This window comes from Enterococcus sp. 2G9_DIV0600 (genome assembly GCF_002140615.1).
Taxonomy (GTDB): domain Bacteria; phylum Bacillota; class Bacilli; order Lactobacillales; family Enterococcaceae; genus Enterococcus_D; species Enterococcus_D innesii.
The window spans coordinates 1,797,684-1,815,711 of record NZ_NGLL01000001.1 but is presented as its reverse complement, the minus strand read 5'-3'; the positions used below and the strand labels follow the sequence as shown (position 1 = coordinate 1,815,711).

Here is an 18,028-nt window from a genome sequence, read left to right as displayed (position 1 = left end):
TTGCAACTTGATTTCTTTTCCGCTAAAATTGGGAAGAGATGAAAGGAAAGAAGCTTATGGAATTAGAATTTTTAGGAACAGGTGCGGGAGTGCCTGCAAAACATCGAAACGTGACCAGCATTGCGTTACGACTCTTAGATGAACGGAATGCCGTTTGGCTTTTTGATTGTGGCGAAGGAACCCAAATGCAGATTTTGCATTCTACAATTCGACCACGAAAGATTGAAAAAATCTTTATCACTCATCTTCATGGTGACCATATCTATGGGTTGCCGGGATTGATCAGCAGCCGCTCCTTTCAAGGGGGCGACACGCCTCTAGAGATTTATGGACCAAAGGGAATCAAAGCATACATTCAAACCGTTTTGCGGATTTCCCAGACGAAAGTCAGCTATCCATTGCATTTTTTCGAGATTGAAGAAGAAGGGATTCTTTTTAAAGATCAGCAATTTGAGGTATCTTGTCTGCCCCTTGATCACGGCATTGATAGTTTTGGCTATCGTATTGTTGAAGCAAGCCATCAAGGGGAATTGCAAGTGCAAGCATTGCTTGAACTTGGTCTGAAACCAGGTCCCGTCTTCGGACGTTTGAAAAAAGGTGAAGTAGTTACCCTCGACGATGGACGTCAAATCAATGGGGCTGATTTCTTAGGTCAAGCGAAAAAGGGTCGGATCTTGGCAATATTAGGTGATACGCGTAAATGTCAAAACGCCGTGCTTTTAGCGAAAGATGCGGATGTATTAGTGCATGAAAGTACCTTCAACAAAGAAGAAGCCAAGCTGGCTCGCGCTTATTTTCATTCGACGACACGCCAAGCTGCTGAAGTGGCCCAAGAAGCTCACGCCAAGCGTTTGCTATTGACCCATATCAGCGCGCGCTATGTTGGCAAAGATATTACAAATTTAGTAAATGAAGCAAAAGAAGTATTTCCGAATACGTTGATCGTCAAAGATTTTGATGTTGTCGAGATCCCTTTTGCCGGAGAGGAAGAATCAGATGAACTTGGAGAATAAAGTTGTCGTTGTAACAGGTGGTTCTGCCGGACTTGGCGAACAAATCTGTTATGAAGCCGCAAAACGCGGTGCGATCGTTGTGACTTGTGCTCGCAGAACAAATTTGATTGGGAAAGTCAAAGAACAATGCATGGAATTAAGCGGCAAAGAAGCGTATGCGTTTCAATTGGACGTAGCAAACCCTGAAAGCGTGGCGCGCTTATTAGAAAAAATCAGTGAGAAAGTCGGAAAGATCGATGTCTTTGTCAATAATGCCGGCTACGGGATCTTTCAAGAATTTACCGAGATGGATCCTGCGGTCATCCGTAATATGTTTGAAGTCAATGTGCTTGGGATGATGGTTTTGACTCAGCAAGTTGCGATTCAAATGGCTGAACAAAAGCATGGTCATATCATAAATGTTGCTTCAATCGCGGGTAAGATCGCTACGCCGAAGACGGCAGTCTACTCTGCCACGAAGTTTGCTGTACTTGGTTTTTCTAACGCATTACGTTTAGAACTAAAACCACTGGGGATCAACGTAACAACAGTCAATCCAGGGCCGATCGAAACGGCATTCTTTGACCAAGCAGATCCTAGCGGTAGTTACTTATCATCGGTGGGTAGCCTTGTCCTTGAACCAAACAAATTGGCACAAACGATCGTCAAAGCCATGATTCATCCAAAACGAGAAATCAATCGCCCACATATTTTAGGGGCGGCTGCAAAACTTTATACACTGTTCCCTGCAATTGGGGATTATATGGCAGGAACGATGTTCAACAAAAAATAGGAGTTGAAACCCATGAAAAATCAATGGCGTGTTATTGTTGGTATTTTACTGATTTTAGTGATCGTTTTATTTGCGGTTGCAAACAATATGACTGTTCCGATCAATTTTGGCTTCACAACGATTCAATCGCCATTGATCTTAGTCATTATTGGTTCTGCTTTGTTAGGCGCATTGATTTTGTTGCTGGTTTCCACAAGCGCAATGTTCCGTCAAAAAAAAGAACTAAAACAATTGAGAAAAGAGCTCTCGGATTATCGCTCGAATAACGAGAAAGTTCTGCAAGAACAACGAGAAGCCTTGGAACGAGAATATACCAACAAGCAGGCGGAGTTAGCAGCTAGGCAGCAGCAACTCGACGATCAAGAAGCGCAACTTTCATCCCGTGCAGCAGGTGCCTCAACACCGCCAACGATCGATGAAGAAATGAAGTCTTTTGAATCGCAAGCCTAGAATACATGAGCGTAATGAAGAAAAGAGTTTGCAGGTGCATCATTCGCTGCAAGCTCTTTTTTGTGATATGAAAAAATAAATTGTTTCTTTCGTTGTTTTTCCTTTTTGCATAAACTTTGCTATAATATCCTAGTTAGGAGTGATTTGGTGAAACGTGCAAATTTTCATTGGGTGCGTCCGCAAGATAGCGAAGCTACCCCTGAATTTAAAGAATTGATCCAAGCAAGAAAGATTCCTGAGCGGATCGGCGCATTGCTATGGCAAAGAAATATTCGAACAGCAGAAGCGCTAGACGCTTTTTTATCCACGGATTTGCAATACCTTCATGATCCGTTTCTCTTTCATGATATGGATAAAGCCGTGGAACGAATCCATGAAGCCATTTTAAATGGTGAGCAGATCTTGATTTATGGCGACTATGATGCAGATGGGATTACGAGCACCACCGTATTGAAAGAAACGCTGGAGCTGCTGGGGGCTGAGGCTGAGTATTATCTGCCCAACCGTTTTACAGATGGCTATGGTCCCAATATAACTGTCTATCAAGAAAAAATTGCCGCAGGGACGCAATTGATCATCACCGTCGACAACGGAGTGTCTGGACATGAGGCGATTGCTTATGCTCAAGGACAAGGCGTCGATGTGATCGTGACGGATCACCACGAACTTCCTGCAGAACTCCCAGAAGCCTTTGCTATCGTTCATCCTCGTCATCCTGAAGGACACTATCCGTTCGGTGATTTGGCGGGAGTCGGTGTCGCATTTAAAGTGGCGTGCGCCTTATTAGAAGAAGTGCCCGTCGAACTGCTTGATCTTGTTGCAATTGGGACGATTGCTGATATGGTTTCTTTGACAGATGAGAATCGACTACTAGTCAGCAATGGCCTGAAAATGATCCAACAAACTGATCGGCTTGGTCTGAATGAGTTGCTGACGGTCAGTGGATTGAAAAAACGAACAGTCAACGAAACCGACATTGGTTTTGCTATTGGCCCGCGACTTAATGCGATCGGCCGCTTGGAAGACCCAAATCCTGCTGTTCGTTTGTTAACCACATTTGACGAAGAAGAAGCAGTAACCTTAGCCAAGACATTAGATACGATTAATCAGCAGCGAAAAACTTTCGTTGAAGAAATCATGAAAGAAGCGCAAGAAAAAATCGATCCTGCCAATCATGTTCATCTAGTCGTAGGTGATGACTGGCACGAAGGGGTTTTAGGGATCGTAGCCGGACGAATCATGCAAAGTACCGGACAACCTGTGATCGTTTTGACCAAAAAAGAAAATGGCTTAGCAAAAGGATCAGGAAGAAGTATTGCTGCGTTGAATCTGTTTGAAATGTTGACCACGATGAAAGACATGTTTACTAGTTTTGGCGGCCATCATGCAGCAGTTGGATTAAGTATCCCCATCGATCATTTAGATATGCTACAAGCCCAAATGAATCGCTATGTGGAAGAAAATGGGATTGATCTTAGCCAAAGGATCCCCTTGACAATTGATGAAGAACTGCCATTGACAGAAGTATCGATCAATTTTATTGAATCTTTAAACGTTTTAGCGCCTTTTGGCACGGATAATCCGTTACCGAAATTTCTGTTTTCCAATCTATCGACTCAAAATGCTCGCCAGATTGGTACTGAAAACCAACACTTGAAATTAGTGATGACAGATGAGTCCAATACACAGCTAGATGTGATTGGGTTTGGTTTTGGAAAAGACTTAGTAGAGTTTGAAAATGATCGACTGTCGATCGTCGGTCAGCTTTCAATCAATGAATGGAATGGCAACAAAAAACCGCAGTTGATGTTGGATGATTTTGCTGTGGAAGGTCTGCAGTTGTTTGATTATCGTTCGAAAAGGAGTCGGCAAGGTGTCTCTCTGGGAAATCAAACAGTAGGGGTCGTTTTCAATAAGAAAATTCCTCGAGAGCTACAAGGGTTTTGTGGACAAACGATCTTATTCGACTCAGTGGCTAACTTGAGAGACACGTTTCATGAAGCTCAATTTCAAGAAATCGCCTTTTTAGATTGTCCTACTGATCCTGCAGTGATCAAAGAAATCATCCAAACGCTTCATGCTTCAAGAATTGCGTTTGTGTTTTACTCGACCGAAGATGCTTATTTAGACGGGGTAGGCACCAGAGAGCAATATGGGCGGCTTTTTCAATTGATCAAGCAACAACCTCGTTTGGATATTCGCTACAAACTAAGGATGGTTGCTGACTATCTAAAAATTCCAGAAAAATTACTTATTTTCATGATTCAGGTGTTTTCTGAGCTGGAATTTGTTACAATACAAGATGGTGTTTTGAATAAAACGGCTGATCCTGTTTCTCGTCCGCTGACAGAGAGTCATTTGTATCAGCAACGACAAAAAATGATCAAAACAGAAGAATTTTTATTAATGAGTGATTTATCAACCCTACGTCAGTGGTTGACAGTCTAGGAGGAAAAAAAATGGATTTAAAAGAGTATATTGCTAGTATTCCGGATTATCCCCAAGAGGGAATTATTTTTCGGGACATCTCGCCGTTAATGGCTGATGGAGAAGCGTATCGTTATGCGACACAGCAGATCGTTGAGTATGCACAAGAAAAAGGCATCGATATGGTGGTAGGACCAGAAGCCCGCGGATTTATCGTTGGTTGTCCAGTTGCGTACCAGTTAGGTGTCGGCTTTGCTCCAGTACGTAAAAAAGGCAAATTGCCACGGGAAACCATTGAAGCAGAGTATGAAAAAGAGTATGGTGTGGATGTTTTGACGTTGCATGCCGATGCTATCAAACCAGGACAACGTGTCTTGATCTGTGACGATCTACTAGCAACTGGCGGAACGATCAAAGCAACAATTGAACTCGTAGAAAAATTAGGCGGTATCGTTGTTGGCTGCGCCTTTTTGATCGAACTAATGGATTTACATGGAAGAGATAAAATCCAAGGTGTCGAAATCAAAACCTTGATGGAATATTAAAGCAGAAAAAAAAGGACTCTTACGAGTCCTTTTTTTCTGCTTTGAGGCTTATGTAGAGAAAGGATCATGGTTCATACCGATAAAAATCATGATCATGATAATAATGACGGTTACGTTTGCGCTCTGCTTGCCGGAATTTCTTTTCATCCCATAGCATGAACCAAAGCATCATTAGAGGACAAAAAATCAGAACAGCACTTAGAACGCCAAAATAGCCAATAACGATACCCATCAATAATACCCACAACATAAAACCAAATCGACGAACTGCTTTCATCTCATTCACTCCTTAAATAATACGAACTTATGTTTGTATACCTATTATACGAATGTTTGTTCGGTTTGTAAAGAGGAAAGAAAAAAAATCTTCGCAAGTACGAAGATTTCCTAGGTAGGCCGATTAGAATCAAAGCAGATGGCGATACAAACCAACAACTAATCCTAAAATCGTTACGTCAGGCAAAATGATGGGCTCTAAATAATCATTTTCTGGCTGTAATCGAATGTAATTCTTTTCTTTATAGAATCGTTTGCAAGTAGCTTCATCTTCATCTGTCATAGCGATCACGATATCACCATTTTGCGCACTTTGTTGTTTGCGAACGATCACTTGATCGCCGTCAAGGATGCCAGCATTAATCATACTTTCTCCTCGGATCGTCAACATAAACAAACTGCCGGTACTATTTGCTAAATCTGGCGGAATCGGAAAGAAATCGGATGCATCTTCCACTGCTAAAATCGGTTCTCCCGCAGTTACGACACCAAGCATCGGAATGGATGCTGGTTGAACATCGATTTTTTCAAGACCGGAAGCAGTTAATTCAATGGCTCTGGGTTTTGTAGGATCTCGTAAGATCAACCCTTTTTTTTCAAGTCGGGACAAATGGCCATGAACAGTTGAGGTAGAAGATAACTGAACGGCTTCGCCAATTTCGCGAACAGTTGGCGGATAGCCTTTTTCAGTGACACGGGTATGAATGAACTTAAGAATTTCGATTTGTCGATTTTCTGTTCGTTTTGCCAAAACTGACACCTTCTTTCATTTGATAACATTAGTGTACCATAGGTATATCGAATATTCAAACAAATGTTCGCTTTTTGCGCTATTGTTTTTATTCGCTAGTTTGTAGTAAAATCAAGAGGGAAAAGGAGGAACGAATATGCTATCTCAAGAAAAATTAGCTCGAATCAATGAACTTGCCAACAAGAAAAAAACAGAAGGATTGACCGAGGCAGAAACGAACGAACAAAAAGTTCTACGTGAAGAGTATTTAACCGCCTTTCGTGGAGGAATGCGTCACCATATCGAAGGAATGAAAATCGTTGATCCTGAAGGTTCTGATGTGACACCAGAAAAATTGAAAGAGATTCAGAAGAAAAAAGGTCTCCACGGCAGATAATTGTGAATTCCTTTTCATTGCTATTGAATTAAGCATCTGAATCACGTATAATAAGAGATGTAATAAAGGTAAAAAAAACCTAAATTAGGAGGAACTACCATTGTTTGATAAAATCGATCAATTAGGAGTGAACACCCTTCGTACATTAAGTATCGAAGCCGTACAAAAAGCCAATTCAGGACATCCAGGATTACCGATGGGGGCAGCACCCATGGCCTATGCCTTGTGGACGAAACACTTGAAAGTCAATCCAACGACTTCTCGCAACTGGGTGGATCGTGACCGCTTTGTTTTGTCTGCTGGACACGGTTCGGCGTTATTGTACAGCTTGTTGCACGTGTCTGGTTACGATGTGACCATTGAGGATCTAAAAAACTTCCGTCAATGGGATAGCCGCACGCCAGGGCATCCAGAAGTCGATCACACAGACGGCGTGGAAGCAACCACTGGACCTTTAGGACAAGGGATCGCTATGGCAGTCGGTATGGCGATGGCCGAAGCCCACTTGGCGGCAACCTACAATCGCGACAAGTATCGAGTCATTGATCACTATACCTACGCCTTATGTGGCGATGGGGACTTGATGGAAGGCGTTTCGCAAGAAGCTGCATCCATGGCGGGTCACATGAAATTAGATAAACTGATCGTCTTGTACGATTCAAATGACATCTCCCTGGATGGTCCGACCTCAAAAGCCTTTACAGAAAATGTCGGTGCGCGTTTTGAAGCGTATGGCTGGCAACATATTCTCGTTGAAGACGGCAATGATTTAGAAGCGATCTCAAAAGCAATCGACGAAGCAAAAGCTGAAAGCGACAAACCAACCTTGATCGAAATCAAGACTGTGATCGGATACGGTGCGCCAAATCAAGGCACCTCTGCCGTCCATGGTGCGCCGATCGGTGCCGAAGGCATTTCTGCAGCAAAAGCGATTTATGGCTGGGAATACCCAGAATTTACTGTACCTGACGAAGTTGCTGCGCGCTTCAAAGAAACCATGATCGATGAAGGGCAAAAAGCTGAAGCAGCTTGGAACGAAACTTTCCATGCCTATGAAGCAGCCTATCCAGAACTTGCGGCGCAATTCAAACAAGCCTTTGCAGGTGAATTGCCAGCAGATTGGGATGCAGCATTACCAAGCTACGAAGTTGGCAGCTCACAAGCTAGCCGGGTATCCAGCAAAGAGATGATCCAAGCGTTGTCCAAAGCCGTACCTAGCTTATGGGGCGGATCGGCTGACCTTTCTGGTTCCAACAACACGATGGTGGCAGCAGAAAAAGACTTTGAGCCTGGCCAATACGAAGGCCGCAACATTTGGTTTGGTGTCCGAGAATTTGCGATGGCGGCAGCGATGAACGGGATCCAATTGCATGGCGGTACGCGAATCTATGGTGGAACCTTCTTCGTCTTCGTTGATTACTTGCGTCCAGCGGTGCGCTTGTCTGCGATCCAGCATGCGCCTGTGATCTATGTCTTGACGCATGACTCCGTGGCGGTTGGAGAAGATGGACCGACCCACGAGCCGATCGAGCAATTAGCTAGCGTCCGTTGCATGCCAAATGTCCAAGTGATTCGTCCAGCAGACGGCAATGAAACCCGTGCTGCTTGGAAACTGGCCATGACGACAACCGATAAGCCAACGGTCTTAGTCTTAAGTCGACAAAACCTACCAGTGATCGAAGGCACGCAAACCGGTGCGGATGAAAATGTCGCAAAAGGTGGCTATGTGATTTCAAAACAAGCCGGTGAAACACCAGCGGGTATTTTGATCGCCACAGGTTCTGAATTGAATCTTGCGGTCCAAGCACAAGCTAAATTGGCAGAAGAAGGCATCGATGTATCGGTGGTCTCCTTACCAAGCTTTGATCTGTTTGAAGCCCAAAGCTCAGAATACAAAGAAAGTGTCTTGCCAAAAGCAGTGAAGAAACGGGTAGCGATCGAAGCGGCTTCCCCATTTGGTTGGGAACGTTACACTGGCTGCCATGGAAAAGTGATCGCGATCGATCATTTCGGTGCATCCGCACCTGGTGACAAGGTATTAGCAGAATTCGGCTTCAGTGTTGAAAATGTGGTGAATACCTTCAAATCAATCAACTAATTGGTCGATACAAAGAAAAAGCTGCACGTTCGAGAATCTTTTCGATTTTCGAACGTGTTTTTTTTCGAGTTATTATCACTCTGAAAGTGCCAGAGTGATGGATGTAGATTAGCAGTGGCTAAGATTTTGAAAAAAAGGTTTCATAGCAAGATACAAAGTTTTTGAATACGAAGAGGAAAGCAACAGGATGAAAGCAAATAGTTTTTTAAAAAACTCGGCGATGGATCGGAAAATGAGGAGGGGGACTGAAAAGTTTTTTTAAAGTTTTTTTAGCGATCGAAAAGGAGACATTGTTTGCATAGCTGAAAGTTTTTCCGTATAATAGTTTTATTGATTTATTTAAAAAAACGTACACTTAGTGGAGGGTAAAATGAAAAGCTATCAAACTAGAAGCGAAAGACATCATCAACCAAAGAAGTCGAGTAAAAAACCTAGCAAGAAGGCGGTCGTTTCACTAATGAGCGCCGGAATGATGTTAGCTCCAACGGCGATCTCTTTCGTTCCTCAACAAGTACAAGCTGCTGAGAACCAATATGCGACGCAAGACATCTCAGGTTTCATCGAGCAAATTGGCTGGTCAGCACAAGATGTTGCTGCCAACAATGATCTGTATGCTTCTGTGATGATCGCTCAAGCAATTTTAGAAAGCGGCTATGGTTCTTCCGCATTATCCAATGCACCTTATTACAATTTGTTTGGGGTCAAAGGCAGCTACAACGGTCAAAGTGTGTATATGCCTACCCAAGAGTATTTGAATGGTCAGTGGGTAGAAATGAATGAACCGTTTCGTCAATATAACTCTTATTGGGAATCGTTTCAGGATCATGCGAACGTCTTGCGAAGTACAAGTTTTGCGACAGGGACTGCCCATTACAGTGGTGTCTGGAAAAGCCAAACCACCTCATTTTATGATGCGACAAATTATTTGACGGGGCGCTATGCTACCGATCCAGGTTACGCACAAAAACTGAACTGGTTGATCGAAACCTATCAGCTTACACGGTTCGATACAGGAACGACACAAAGTACAGCATGGTCAAACACAACGAGCACAACGACCAGCGAAACAACGACGACCACGTATTCAGGTAGTACATCTTCAGCTCAGAGCTATCAAGTTGCTTCTGGGGATACGCTTTGGGATATCGCCAATCGATTTGGCACAACCGTTGATGCGTTGATGGCATCGAATGGATTATCCAGTGAGACAATCGTCATCGGACAAGAGTTGATCGTATAAGTATATTAAAAACCTTAGGATGGGTTGCTACAACTGCAGCTAATCTTAAGGTTTTTTTGTCGTGACAATCAAACTCTAGTCAGTGGAAAAAGACCAAAGTAGAAAACTATAAGAAAAAAAATTTGAAATTGCTTACTTTTTATTCGCAACTCCGAGGTATTTTAGGTAGAATGGAAGAATAAGAACGGGAGGGATTTTCAATGACAAAAATCTATCAATCGGTCAATGAATTAGTTGGTCATACGCCAATCGTCAAATTAAATCATATCGTAGAAGAAGGTTCTGCTGATGTGTATGTGAAATTAGAGTTTTTCAATCCTGGGGGTAGCGTAAAGGACAGAATTGCTTTAGCCATGATTGAAAAAGCTGAAAAAAGTGGCTTATTGAAAGCTGGCGATACGATTATCGAGCCAACCTCAGGAAATACAGGGATTGGTTTAGCCATGATCGGTACGGCAAAAGGCTATCGCGTTGTGTTGGTTATGCCAGAAACGATGAGTATCGAAAGACGCAAAATCGTACAAGCTTATGGCGCAGAGTTGATTTTGACCCCTGGATCTGAAGGGATCACAGGATCCATCAATAAAGCAAAAGAATTAGCAGAGCAAGACGGCTACTATATGCCATTACAATTTGAAAATCCGGCTAACCCAGAAATTCATGAAAAAACGACAGGTAAAGAAATTGAGGATGCGTTTGAATCAAAAGGTTTAGATGCTTTTGTCGCTGGGATCGGCACTGGTGGAACGATCACTGGAGCGGGTAAAGAACTGAAGCGCGTCTATCCCAATTTGAAAATAGTTGGTGTTGAGCCTGCCGAATCTGCGATTTTAGAAGGTGGCAAGCCAGGACCGCATAAGATTCAAGGGATCGGTACTGGATTTGTCCCTAAAGTATTAGACACCGAAATCTATGACCAAGTCATTGCAATTGCTAGTGAAGATGCGATGAAAACTGCACGCGAAGTTGGAATGAAAGAAGGAATCTTAGTAGGTATCTCTTCAGGAGCTGCGATCCAAGCTGCTTTACAAGTGGCAAAAGAACTAGGTTCCGGGAAAAAAGTCTTAGCAATCGTGCCCGACAATGGCGAACGCTATCTGTCCACAGCGCTCTATCAGTTTGAAGACTAACAAGAAGGAGAAAGCAGACATTGGATTGTCTGCTTTTCTTTCTCAAAAGGGGCATAAAGACGGGCTGAAAAAAGCGCTATACCTTAGAAAAAAACAAGGAAAGCTGTTTGAATTTTTGGGTTTTACATAGTATGATAGGAAAGATAAGAGAAATGGAGGAACTCCTGTGAGTACGATCTACGATGAAGCGATCAAACGATTGAAACATGAGAATATTCGTATTACACCGCAGCGAGTAGCGATATTAGAATTTTTGGCCAGTCACGATGCTCATCCAACTGCTGAAGAGATTTATCGGGCGATTGAAGTTCATTTTCCTGGTATTAGTGTCGCAACGGTCTACAATAATTTACGTTTATTCACAGAAATTGGCTTTGTAAAAGAAATGAATTATGGAGATGCCTCCAGTCGATTTGATTTTACAACTGAGCCTCATTATCATGCTATCTGCCAACAGTGTGGAAAGATCGCTGATTTTTACTATCCAGGGCTTGAAGATGTCGAAATGGCTGCTTCAAAACTAACTGGGTATCAAATAAATAACCATCGATTAGAAGTTTATGGTCTATGTCCAGAGTGCCAAGCGAAAGAGGAGGAAACAAAATGAAAATAATCGCTACTGATCAAGCGCCACAAGCAATCGGTCCTTACGTTCAAGCAAAAATCGCAAACGGCTTCTTGTTTGCTTCTGGTCAAGTGCCGTTAGATCCTGTTTCAGGGGAAGTTGTCGGCACGACGATTGAGGTTCAAACACAGCAAGTACTAAAAAATATTGAAGCGATTCTTGAAGCGGCAGAACTGACACCAAATGATATTGTAAAGACTACCTGTTTCTTAAAAAATATGAATGACTTCGTTCCTTTTAACAATACGTATAGTACGTTATTCAATGAAGAGTTACCGGCACGTTCTGCTGTAGAAGTTGCTCGCTTGCCAAAAGATGTTTTGGTTGAAGTTGAAATCATCGCGGCAGTGAAAGAAAAAGCGTAACCAACAAGGAATCGTGGGACGTCCGCATTTGCGTCGTCCCCTTTTTATTGGATCGATCCTGAACGAAAGGATCATAGGGTTTCAGGTGAATCAAGGAGAAGAGGATGCAGTATGGTTTCGTTAAAGGAATATTTAGCAAAAGGGCAAACAACAATTTCAAATTTGCTTTTAGAGAATTACCATCATCTGGGATTGACGAATGATGAATTTTTGTTATGGCTGCAGTTGTATCGGAGTCATGAGCAAGGAAATGATTTTCCCGATTTACGTGAGATTGCCTCTGTGATGGGCAGTGATCAAAAAGAAATTTATCATTGGTTAAATCAATTGCTAAAAAAAGATGTAGTGCGGATGGAGTCAAAAAAAGATACTGCTGGGAAAATGGTTGATTATTATGATTTTACAGGGATTTATGAGCGTCTAGAATTTCTCTTAAAACAGCAATCAAAAAATGAAAAAGCAGAATCAAATGAGGAAAAAATTCGTGGGTTATATCGTTTGTTTGAAGGAGAGTTCGGTCGGCCGTTGTCAGCGATCGAATACCAGCGGATCGGGCAGTGGTTGGATGAGGACCACTACGATCCGGAACTGATTCAGTTTGCTTTGCGAGAAGCGGTTTTGAATCAGGCTTATAGCTTGAATTACATCGATCGTATCTTACTTTCGTGGGAACGTAAGAATATTACGTCGAAAGCGCAAGTTGAGGAAGAACAAAAAAGAAGAAAAAAACAATTTCTTCAAAATGAGAATGCTTCACAGGAAGAAGGACCAATGCCCAAAATCCCTATGCATAATTGGTTAGAAGGAGAGTAACAGACAAGGAGTTCAAATAGTCCTATGATCAGTAAAGAAAAAACAATGTCCGCTATCGAAACAATGTATGAGATGTTTCCCGAAGCGCATGGCGAATTGGTATCTAAAAATGCGTTTGAATTATTGATAGCAGTCATCTTAAGTGCGCAAGCAACAGATGTCTCGGTAAATAAAGTCACCCCTGCGCTTTTTGAGGCCTATCCCACACCGCAAGCATTGAGCGAAGCACCTTTAGAAGACGTGATTGCAAAAATCAAGTCGATCGGTTTATATCGAAACAAGGCAAAAAATATCAAGGCTTGTGCTTCAGAATTGCTATTGCGTTTTGGTGGGGAAGTGCCAAAAACGAGAGAGGATTTGGTTTCGTTACCAGGTGTCGGTAGAAAAACTGCAAACGTGGTTTTAGGTGATGCTTATGGCATACCGGCAATTGCTGTTGATACTCACGTCGAACGGGTATCAAAAAGATTACGTATCTGTAAATTAGACGCCAATGTATTAGAAGTTGAACAAACGCTGATGAAAAAGATTCCCGAACCATTGTGGGTCAAAACCCACCATACAATGATTTTTTTCGGCCGCTATCATTGCACTGCAAGGGCACCAAAGTGTGAGATTTGCCCGTTGCTGGCGATGTGTCAAGAAGGGAAGCTCCGGATGAAGGGAAAAAAAACTATCTAAAAAGTACGCAAAATAAACTAGTTATGATTAAAAACGTTAGGCAATTTTGCTTAGCGTTTTTACTTGCTAAAAAAGAACAAATGAACAGAGTGCAGCGGAGTCTTAGTCTTTGCTAGAAGAAAAGCAAACCGAGTGATTCAAGAGGCAAAGATCAGACCAGAACAGATGATTCTTAAGACCAAAATGCGAATCGAGGGGATTCATGATCATTCCAAAGAGAGTTTATTAAGTCAACAAGGCGAAAGAAAATGTGATTGGTTTGTTTGATGAAATGCACAAGCAGGTCTATCAGTTATCTGATAAGAGATTATTTTTTAAGAGCTTGAAAAGTAAGCTTCTTTTTTCATGGTAGTGATTCAAAAAAAAACAGTAGATCAAACGTTGATCTACTGTTTTTCGCTATTCACAGTTATTCGGAATTGCCATCGTTTGGCTCTGGCGGATCCGGCGGTGAGGAAGGATTTTCTTCACTGCTGGAAGGTGTTGTTGAGCCAGGGTCCTGACTAGAAGCAGGAGGTGTAACGACCGATGATGAATCATCCTCATCCGGTGTCGATACTGGTGGTGTCACTTCACTTGAGGACTCGGTTGAACTAGATTCGGTTGACTCACTGCTTTCTGTAGAAGATGTCGAAGGTTCAACATAGGAACTACTGCTAGAAGAACTTGGTGCCGAATAGGTCGGCTGGGTATAAGTTCCTTCAAGATAAAGTTCATTTCCGATCCGTGTCAGACCATCTGGCATTGTCCAGTCTTTGTTTTCTACAGAAGCAGAAACATATTGCATCAATTCTCGATAAACATCAGAAGCCACATGGGTACTACTATCAGTGATAGGTGTCATTTTGTCGTTGTATCCGGTCCAAACCGCCAATGAGTAGGAGGGAGTATAGCCGGCAAAAGTAATATCAGGGTAGGCACCATTCGATGTATCAAGTTGTGCTAGCTGGTCATCGGTGTAATTGGAAGTTCCCGTTTTCCCTGCTTGGTACAAACCATCGATTTGCGCGTTGGTTCCAGTACCGACGGAGATAACATCTTTCAAGATATCTGTCACCATATAAGCAGTGGTATCATCCATTGCTTCTTGACCATCAACTTTAAAGGATTCTTCATCTTCTGTGCCATCTTGCATGACGATTTTATTGACATACTGAGGTTCATAATAGGTGCCGCCATTTGAAAACGCAGCATAAGCAGCGGCCATTTTCAGGCTGGAGATTCCATATTTTGTGCCATCTAATTTATCCGTATTGCTGGAAATCGCATTAGATTGAGTGATCGTGTGGTATTCGATACCTAGACCGCTAAGAAAGTCTGCGATATTATCCGCACCAACTTCATCAAACAATTTCACTGCTGGTACATTTCTAGATTCTGCTAAAGCAGTTCGCAGCGTGATGTTGCCCATATATTGGCGATCCCAGTTGTACACAGGGATATCGGTTCCTTTGTAAGTATAAGGTTCATCTAAAATCATTCTACCGGTAGAGTCTTGTAAAAATTGGAAGGCAGGGCCGTAGTCTGTGATCGGTTTAACGGTCGATCCAAAGTCCCGAGCGACGTTGACAGCCAGATTGTTTGCGAGAACATCATCAACGTTGCGGGCACCGATTTGAGCCGTGACTTTGCCCGTATTGACATCAACTAAGGTAGCGGCAACTTGCATCTTGTCGTCTGGATAATTAACATAGTCATCGCTGTTGACGATATCATATAACCGTTTTTGTGCATCGATATCGACATTGGTGTAAATATCTAAACCATCTGTATAAACATCTTTGCCGGTTTTTTCTTTAACTTCTGCGATCACTTCGTTGAAGTAATTATCAAAGTATTTCCACTCTTGATTTTCTCGTGGGTTTTTCTGCAAGCCTTCTTGAATATTCTCGGCAACGGCGGCATCATATTCTGCTTGCGTGATTTTCTCGTTTTCAAGCATTGCGCCCAAAACCACATCTCGACGACTTTTCGCATTATCAGGATGAGCGAAAGGGTCAAAAGCAGAAGGGGCATTTGGTAAACCAGCTATTAAGGCAGTTTGGGCAAGATCTAGTTCAGCCAAAGGTTTGCCGTAAAACTTCATGGCGGCTGTTTGCATTCCATAAACCCCGTTGGACATATACACCTTATTAATATAGTAAGTCAAAATTTCCTGCTTTGATTTGGTTTGTTCAAGCCGAACCGCCATCCAAGCTTCTTGTGCTTTCCTTCGTAATGTTTGATCTTCGGCGCTGGTAGAAAAGAAGGACAGCTTGATCAATTGCTGGGTCAAGGTACTTCCGCCTTGCATACCGCCGGTTGTGGCATTGGATAATGCAGAACCAACGATCCGGATCGGATCGACCCCGATATGCTGATAGAACCGACGATCTTCAACAGAGACGATCGCGTCTTCTAGCAGTTGGGGGATCTCACTTGCCGTGATTTTTTCTCTCGTTTCACTTCCGAATTCAGTGATCAATTCACCGTTGGAGGCATAAAAACGTGAAGAAACAGTCGAATCCAAACGTGTTTCATCAAGTGCTGGCGCATCTTTGGCATACCACCAAAACAGCCCCATTCCTGATAAAATCCCGATACAGCCTAAGAAAAATAGGCCCATAAACACTTTTAAAATAATACTCCCAATACTTCGTTTGCCTTTGGCTTTAGGGGGCTTTGATGCTTTTTTAGCAGTACCTTTCTTAGAATCATGCCGAGAGGTCCTCGATTGTGATTCATTTGCCATACTCATCATTCTCCTTCATCGTTAAAAATTGATCAACTGCTTTTAAATAAGGAATACGCGGCGCAATGGTGGGGATGATTTCGATCCCATTGGTTTCGATATAGGTCAACGTCATTGATTTTTTTCCGGTTTCCTTTTGCAGGTGCCACTGAGAAACTAAGCACTTGCTATCTAAGAAAAAGCAGCGTTGTAGACTAGAAAACCATAAAAGAACAAAACATAATCCTGCTTGTTCCAAACAGTCTTCCATATGCTTGATTTGGTGTGGATGAAAATTTTTAAAGGGAAATGACGTTTTGTTTTGAGTCTCTTTCGCTTCAAAGTCGATATATTGCCCTTGATAAACACCGTTGTAATCGGTGGTAGAGGCCTCTCGAAAGTAGGCTTCCTTAATTACTGCGGCGCTTCTTCTCGGATAATCTACCTTGACGATTTGAACTGGTGTCGGTTTCTTATGAATGACCGCAAGTTTACGATTTAAATAATAAAGGTTGCTTTCATTGATCGCTTCTTCAAAACGCATCCCACGATTGGCATACGTTTTTGGCTTTATTAGTTTTTCTTGCATTTTTTGTTTTTTGCCGTCATCATAGGTAGTAGATTGTCCATTCGGGTAACGAATAACCATGTTGTTCACACTCCTAGGCAACATTATACCAAAAAGTCGTTTGGAAAGAAAAGAGATGACCAGAGAAACAATGAAAACCTTATACTTTACTGGCTATCGTAATTATGAATTAGGTGTCTTTCAAGCAAAAGATCCCAAGATTGCAGTTATTAAGAAAGTAATAATGTCGGCCTTGACGAATTATTTGGAAGAAGGCTTGGAGTGGGTCTTGATCAGCGGAAATCTTGGGGCAGAGCTATGGTGCGCAGAAGTCACAGAACAATTGAAACAAACATACCCCGAACTGAAACTAGGAATCATTTTTCCCTTTGAAGGATTTGGTGAAAATTGGAACGAAACAAATCAGCAGGCACTGCAAACAGCGAAGTCATTTGCCGATTATGTCAATGCCACCAGCCATAAGCCTTACCAAGATCCTAGTCAATTAAGAAATCACACCGCGTTTTTGCTTGAACATACCGAAGGTGCGCTCGTGTTATATGATGATGAATTTCCAGGAAAACCTAATTATTTCTTAAGAGATGCCAAAGCCTATAGTGAGCAAAATCCCTACTTTATTCATCAAATAACAATGGATGATTTACAAAACGCAACATTTGATAGTAATTTACTTTGATTTTCGTGTATTTTTTGTTAGAATGGTCTAGAAAGTGAAAACCATTTGGAATAAACAATGAGGTGTAAATAATGGCAAATTTAATTTATAGTCCAAAAGATATTCTGCAACAAGAATTCAAAACAAAAATGCGTGGATACGATCCAGTGGAAGTGGACGAGTTTTTAGATAATATCATTAAAGACTACGAAAGCTACAATAAAGAGATCTTAGCCCTGCAAGAAGAAAATGATCGTCTGACAGCGAAAATCGATCAATTGTCGAAAAACCAAGCAATCGCTTCTCGTGTTCAACAAGAAGCACCGAAAAGCCAAACAGTCACAAACTTTGATATTTTAAAACGTTTGTCGAACCTTGAAAAAGAAGTTTTTGGCAAAAAGCTTGATCGTGAATCAGAACCTGTCACTCGTTCTTCTTCATACAACAGCAATTATACAAATGCTGATTTTGAAGATGATAACGAAAAAACCCGTCAATTCTAATTTAGCAAA

19 protein-coding genes are annotated in these 18,028 nt (G+C 42.1%); 15 read left to right on the top strand and 4 right to left on the bottom strand.

Annotated features, from left to right (window positions below):
• The first annotated feature begins 56 nt into the window (after positions 1–56).
• The 5 genes from rnz to A5870_RS08645 all read left to right on the top strand — a co-directional run bounded on the left by rnz (position 57) and on the right by A5870_RS08645 (position 5,207).
• Positions 57–1,013 carry a ribonuclease Z gene (gene rnz, locus A5870_RS08665; RefSeq protein WP_081118695.1) on the top strand — a complete coding sequence of 319 codons (957 nt, stop codon included), beginning with the start codon at positions 57–59 and terminating at the stop codon, positions 1,011–1,013.
• Positions 997–1,785, top strand: coding sequence for an SDR family NAD(P)-dependent oxidoreductase (locus A5870_RS08660; protein ID WP_086292417.1), 789 nt, complete (start codon positions 997–999; stop codon positions 1,783–1,785). Before rnz ends, A5870_RS08660 begins: the two co-directional genes overlap by 17 nt.
• A gap of 12 nt (positions 1,786–1,797) precedes the next feature.
• Positions 1,798–2,235 carry a lipopolysaccharide assembly protein LapA domain-containing protein gene (locus A5870_RS08655; RefSeq protein WP_005226169.1) on the top strand — a complete coding sequence of 146 codons (438 nt, stop codon included), beginning with the start codon at positions 1,798–1,800 and terminating at the stop codon, positions 2,233–2,235.
• 147 nt (positions 2,236–2,382) lie between these two features.
• Positions 2,383–4,683: a single-stranded-DNA-specific exonuclease RecJ gene (gene recJ, locus A5870_RS08650; protein ID WP_086292416.1), complete on the top strand. Its 2,301-nt coding sequence runs from the start codon at positions 2,383–2,385 to the stop codon at positions 4,681–4,683.
• 11 nt (positions 4,684–4,694) lie between these two features.
• A complete protein-coding gene (locus A5870_RS08645) occupies positions 4,695–5,207 on the top strand; it encodes an adenine phosphoribosyltransferase (RefSeq protein WP_005226167.1) in 513 nt (170 codons plus the stop codon).
• 64 nt (positions 5,208–5,271) lie between these two features.
• On the opposite strand, the gene A5870_RS08640 is transcribed toward A5870_RS08645, so the two are convergent.
• Together A5870_RS08640 and lexA are read right to left on the bottom strand one after the other, a co-directional pair.
• Positions 5,272–5,484 (bottom strand): hypothetical protein, encoded by a 213-nt coding sequence (locus A5870_RS08640; protein WP_005236082.1) that lies wholly within the window; start codon positions 5,482–5,484, stop codon positions 5,272–5,274.
• A gap of 129 nt (positions 5,485–5,613) precedes the next feature.
• Complete coding sequence (gene lexA / locus A5870_RS08635; RefSeq protein WP_005226165.1) at positions 5,614–6,234, bottom strand: transcriptional repressor LexA; 621 nt, start codon at positions 6,232–6,234, stop codon at positions 5,614–5,616.
• Between the two features lie 136 nt (positions 6,235–6,370).
• Between lexA and A5870_RS08630 the strand changes: the two genes are divergently transcribed.
• The 8 genes from A5870_RS08630 (at position 6,371) to nth (ending at position 13,562) form a co-directional block, all read left to right on the top strand.
• A complete protein-coding gene (locus A5870_RS08630; protein ID WP_081118692.1) occupies positions 6,371–6,610 on the top strand; it encodes a DUF896 family protein in 240 nt (79 codons plus the stop codon).
• Between the two features lie 100 nt (positions 6,611–6,710).
• Positions 6,711–8,708 carry a transketolase gene (gene tkt, locus A5870_RS08625; protein WP_086292415.1) on the top strand — a complete coding sequence of 666 codons (1,998 nt, stop codon included), beginning with the start codon at positions 6,711–6,713 and terminating at the stop codon, positions 8,706–8,708.
• Positions 8,709–9,078: 370 nt separating this feature from the next.
• Positions 9,079–9,948: a glucosaminidase domain-containing protein gene (locus A5870_RS08620; protein WP_081118690.1), complete on the top strand. Its 870-nt coding sequence runs from the start codon at positions 9,079–9,081 to the stop codon at positions 9,946–9,948.
• A gap of 200 nt (positions 9,949–10,148) precedes the next feature.
• On the top strand, positions 10,149–11,078 hold the full coding sequence (gene cysK / locus A5870_RS08615; RefSeq protein WP_081118689.1) for a cysteine synthase A: 930 nt from the start codon (positions 10,149–10,151) through the stop codon (positions 11,076–11,078).
• Positions 11,079–11,244: 166 nt separating this feature from the next.
• Complete coding sequence (locus tag A5870_RS08610) at positions 11,245–11,685, top strand: Fur family transcriptional regulator (protein WP_077453419.1); 441 nt, start codon at positions 11,245–11,247, stop codon at positions 11,683–11,685.
• Entirely contained in the window at positions 11,682–12,068 is a 387-nt protein-coding gene (locus A5870_RS08605; RefSeq protein WP_077453418.1) for a RidA family protein, read from the top strand. The genes A5870_RS08610 and A5870_RS08605 overlap by 4 nt, the downstream gene beginning before the upstream one ends.
• A 111-nt stretch (positions 12,069–12,179) precedes the next feature.
• Complete coding sequence (locus A5870_RS08600) at positions 12,180–12,881, top strand: DnaD domain protein (protein WP_077453417.1); 702 nt, start codon at positions 12,180–12,182, stop codon at positions 12,879–12,881.
• Between the two features lie 24 nt (positions 12,882–12,905).
• The gene (gene nth / locus A5870_RS08595; protein WP_077453416.1) at positions 12,906–13,562 is read left to right on the top strand and encodes an endonuclease III; all 657 of its coding nucleotides are present in this window, start codon (positions 12,906–12,908) and stop codon (positions 13,560–13,562) included.
• Between the two features lie 409 nt (positions 13,563–13,971).
• On the opposite strand, the gene A5870_RS08590 is transcribed toward nth, so the two are convergent.
• Together A5870_RS08590 and recU are read right to left on the bottom strand one after the other, a co-directional pair.
• Positions 13,972–16,293 carry a PBP1A family penicillin-binding protein gene (locus A5870_RS08590; protein WP_353615788.1) on the bottom strand — a complete coding sequence of 774 codons (2,322 nt, stop codon included), beginning with the start codon at positions 16,291–16,293 and terminating at the stop codon, positions 13,972–13,974.
• The gene (recU, locus tag A5870_RS08585) at positions 16,283–16,921 is read right to left on the bottom strand and encodes a Holliday junction resolvase RecU (RefSeq protein WP_077453414.1); all 639 of its coding nucleotides are present in this window, start codon (positions 16,919–16,921) and stop codon (positions 16,283–16,285) included. The genes A5870_RS08590 and recU overlap by 11 nt, the downstream gene beginning before the upstream one ends.
• Before the next feature lie 70 nt (positions 16,922–16,991).
• On the opposite strand from recU, the gene A5870_RS08580 reads away from it, so the two are divergent.
• Both A5870_RS08580 and gpsB read left to right on the top strand, forming a co-directional pair.
• Positions 16,992–17,537, top strand: a complete 546-nt coding sequence (locus A5870_RS08580) for a DUF1273 domain-containing protein (protein ID WP_077453483.1) — start codon at positions 16,992–16,994, stop codon at positions 17,535–17,537.
• 71 nt (positions 17,538–17,608) lie between these two features.
• A complete protein-coding gene (gene gpsB, locus A5870_RS08575; RefSeq protein ID WP_005226142.1) occupies positions 17,609–18,019 on the top strand; it encodes a cell division regulator GpsB in 411 nt (136 codons plus the stop codon).
• Positions 18,020–18,028: the final 9 nt, after the last annotated feature.

Bases quoted from the DNA above. Each gene is read 5' to 3' on its own strand.
- rnz (WP_081118695.1), top strand. From the start codon at position 57: ATGGAATTAGAATTTTTAGGAACAGGTGCGGGAGTGCCTGCAAAACAT.
- A5870_RS08660 (WP_086292417.1), top strand. From the start codon at position 997: ATGAACTTGGAGAATAAAGTTGTCGTTGTAACAGGTGGTTCTGCCGGA.
- A5870_RS08655 (WP_005226169.1), top strand. From the start codon at position 1,798: ATGAAAAATCAATGGCGTGTTATTGTTGGTATTTTACTGATTTTAGTG.
- A5870_RS08645 (WP_005226167.1), top strand. From the start codon at position 4,695: ATGGATTTAAAAGAGTATATTGCTAGTATTCCGGATTATCCCCAAGAG.
- A5870_RS08640 (WP_005236082.1), bottom strand. From the start codon at position 5,484: ATGAAAGCAGTTCGTCGATTTGGTTTTATGTTGTGGGTATTATTGATG.
- A5870_RS08630 (WP_081118692.1), top strand. From the start codon at position 6,371: ATGCTATCTCAAGAAAAATTAGCTCGAATCAATGAACTTGCCAACAAG.
- A5870_RS08620 (WP_081118690.1), top strand. From the start codon at position 9,079: ATGAAAAGCTATCAAACTAGAAGCGAAAGACATCATCAACCAAAGAAG.
- cysK (WP_081118689.1), top strand. From the start codon at position 10,149: ATGACAAAAATCTATCAATCGGTCAATGAATTAGTTGGTCATACGCCA.
- A5870_RS08605 (WP_077453418.1), top strand. From the start codon at position 11,682: ATGAAAATAATCGCTACTGATCAAGCGCCACAAGCAATCGGTCCTTAC.
- A5870_RS08600 (WP_077453417.1), top strand. From the start codon at position 12,180: ATGGTTTCGTTAAAGGAATATTTAGCAAAAGGGCAAACAACAATTTCA.
- nth (WP_077453416.1), top strand. From the start codon at position 12,906: ATGATCAGTAAAGAAAAAACAATGTCCGCTATCGAAACAATGTATGAG.
- A5870_RS08590 (WP_353615788.1), bottom strand. From the start codon at position 16,293: ATGGCAAATGAATCACAATCGAGGACCTCTCGGCATGATTCTAAGAAA.
- recU (WP_077453414.1), bottom strand. From the start codon at position 16,921: ATGGTTATTCGTTACCCGAATGGACAATCTACTACCTATGATGACGGC.
- A5870_RS08580 (WP_077453483.1), top strand. From the start codon at position 16,992: ATGAAAACCTTATACTTTACTGGCTATCGTAATTATGAATTAGGTGTC.
- gpsB (WP_005226142.1), top strand. From the start codon at position 17,609: ATGGCAAATTTAATTTATAGTCCAAAAGATATTCTGCAACAAGAATTC.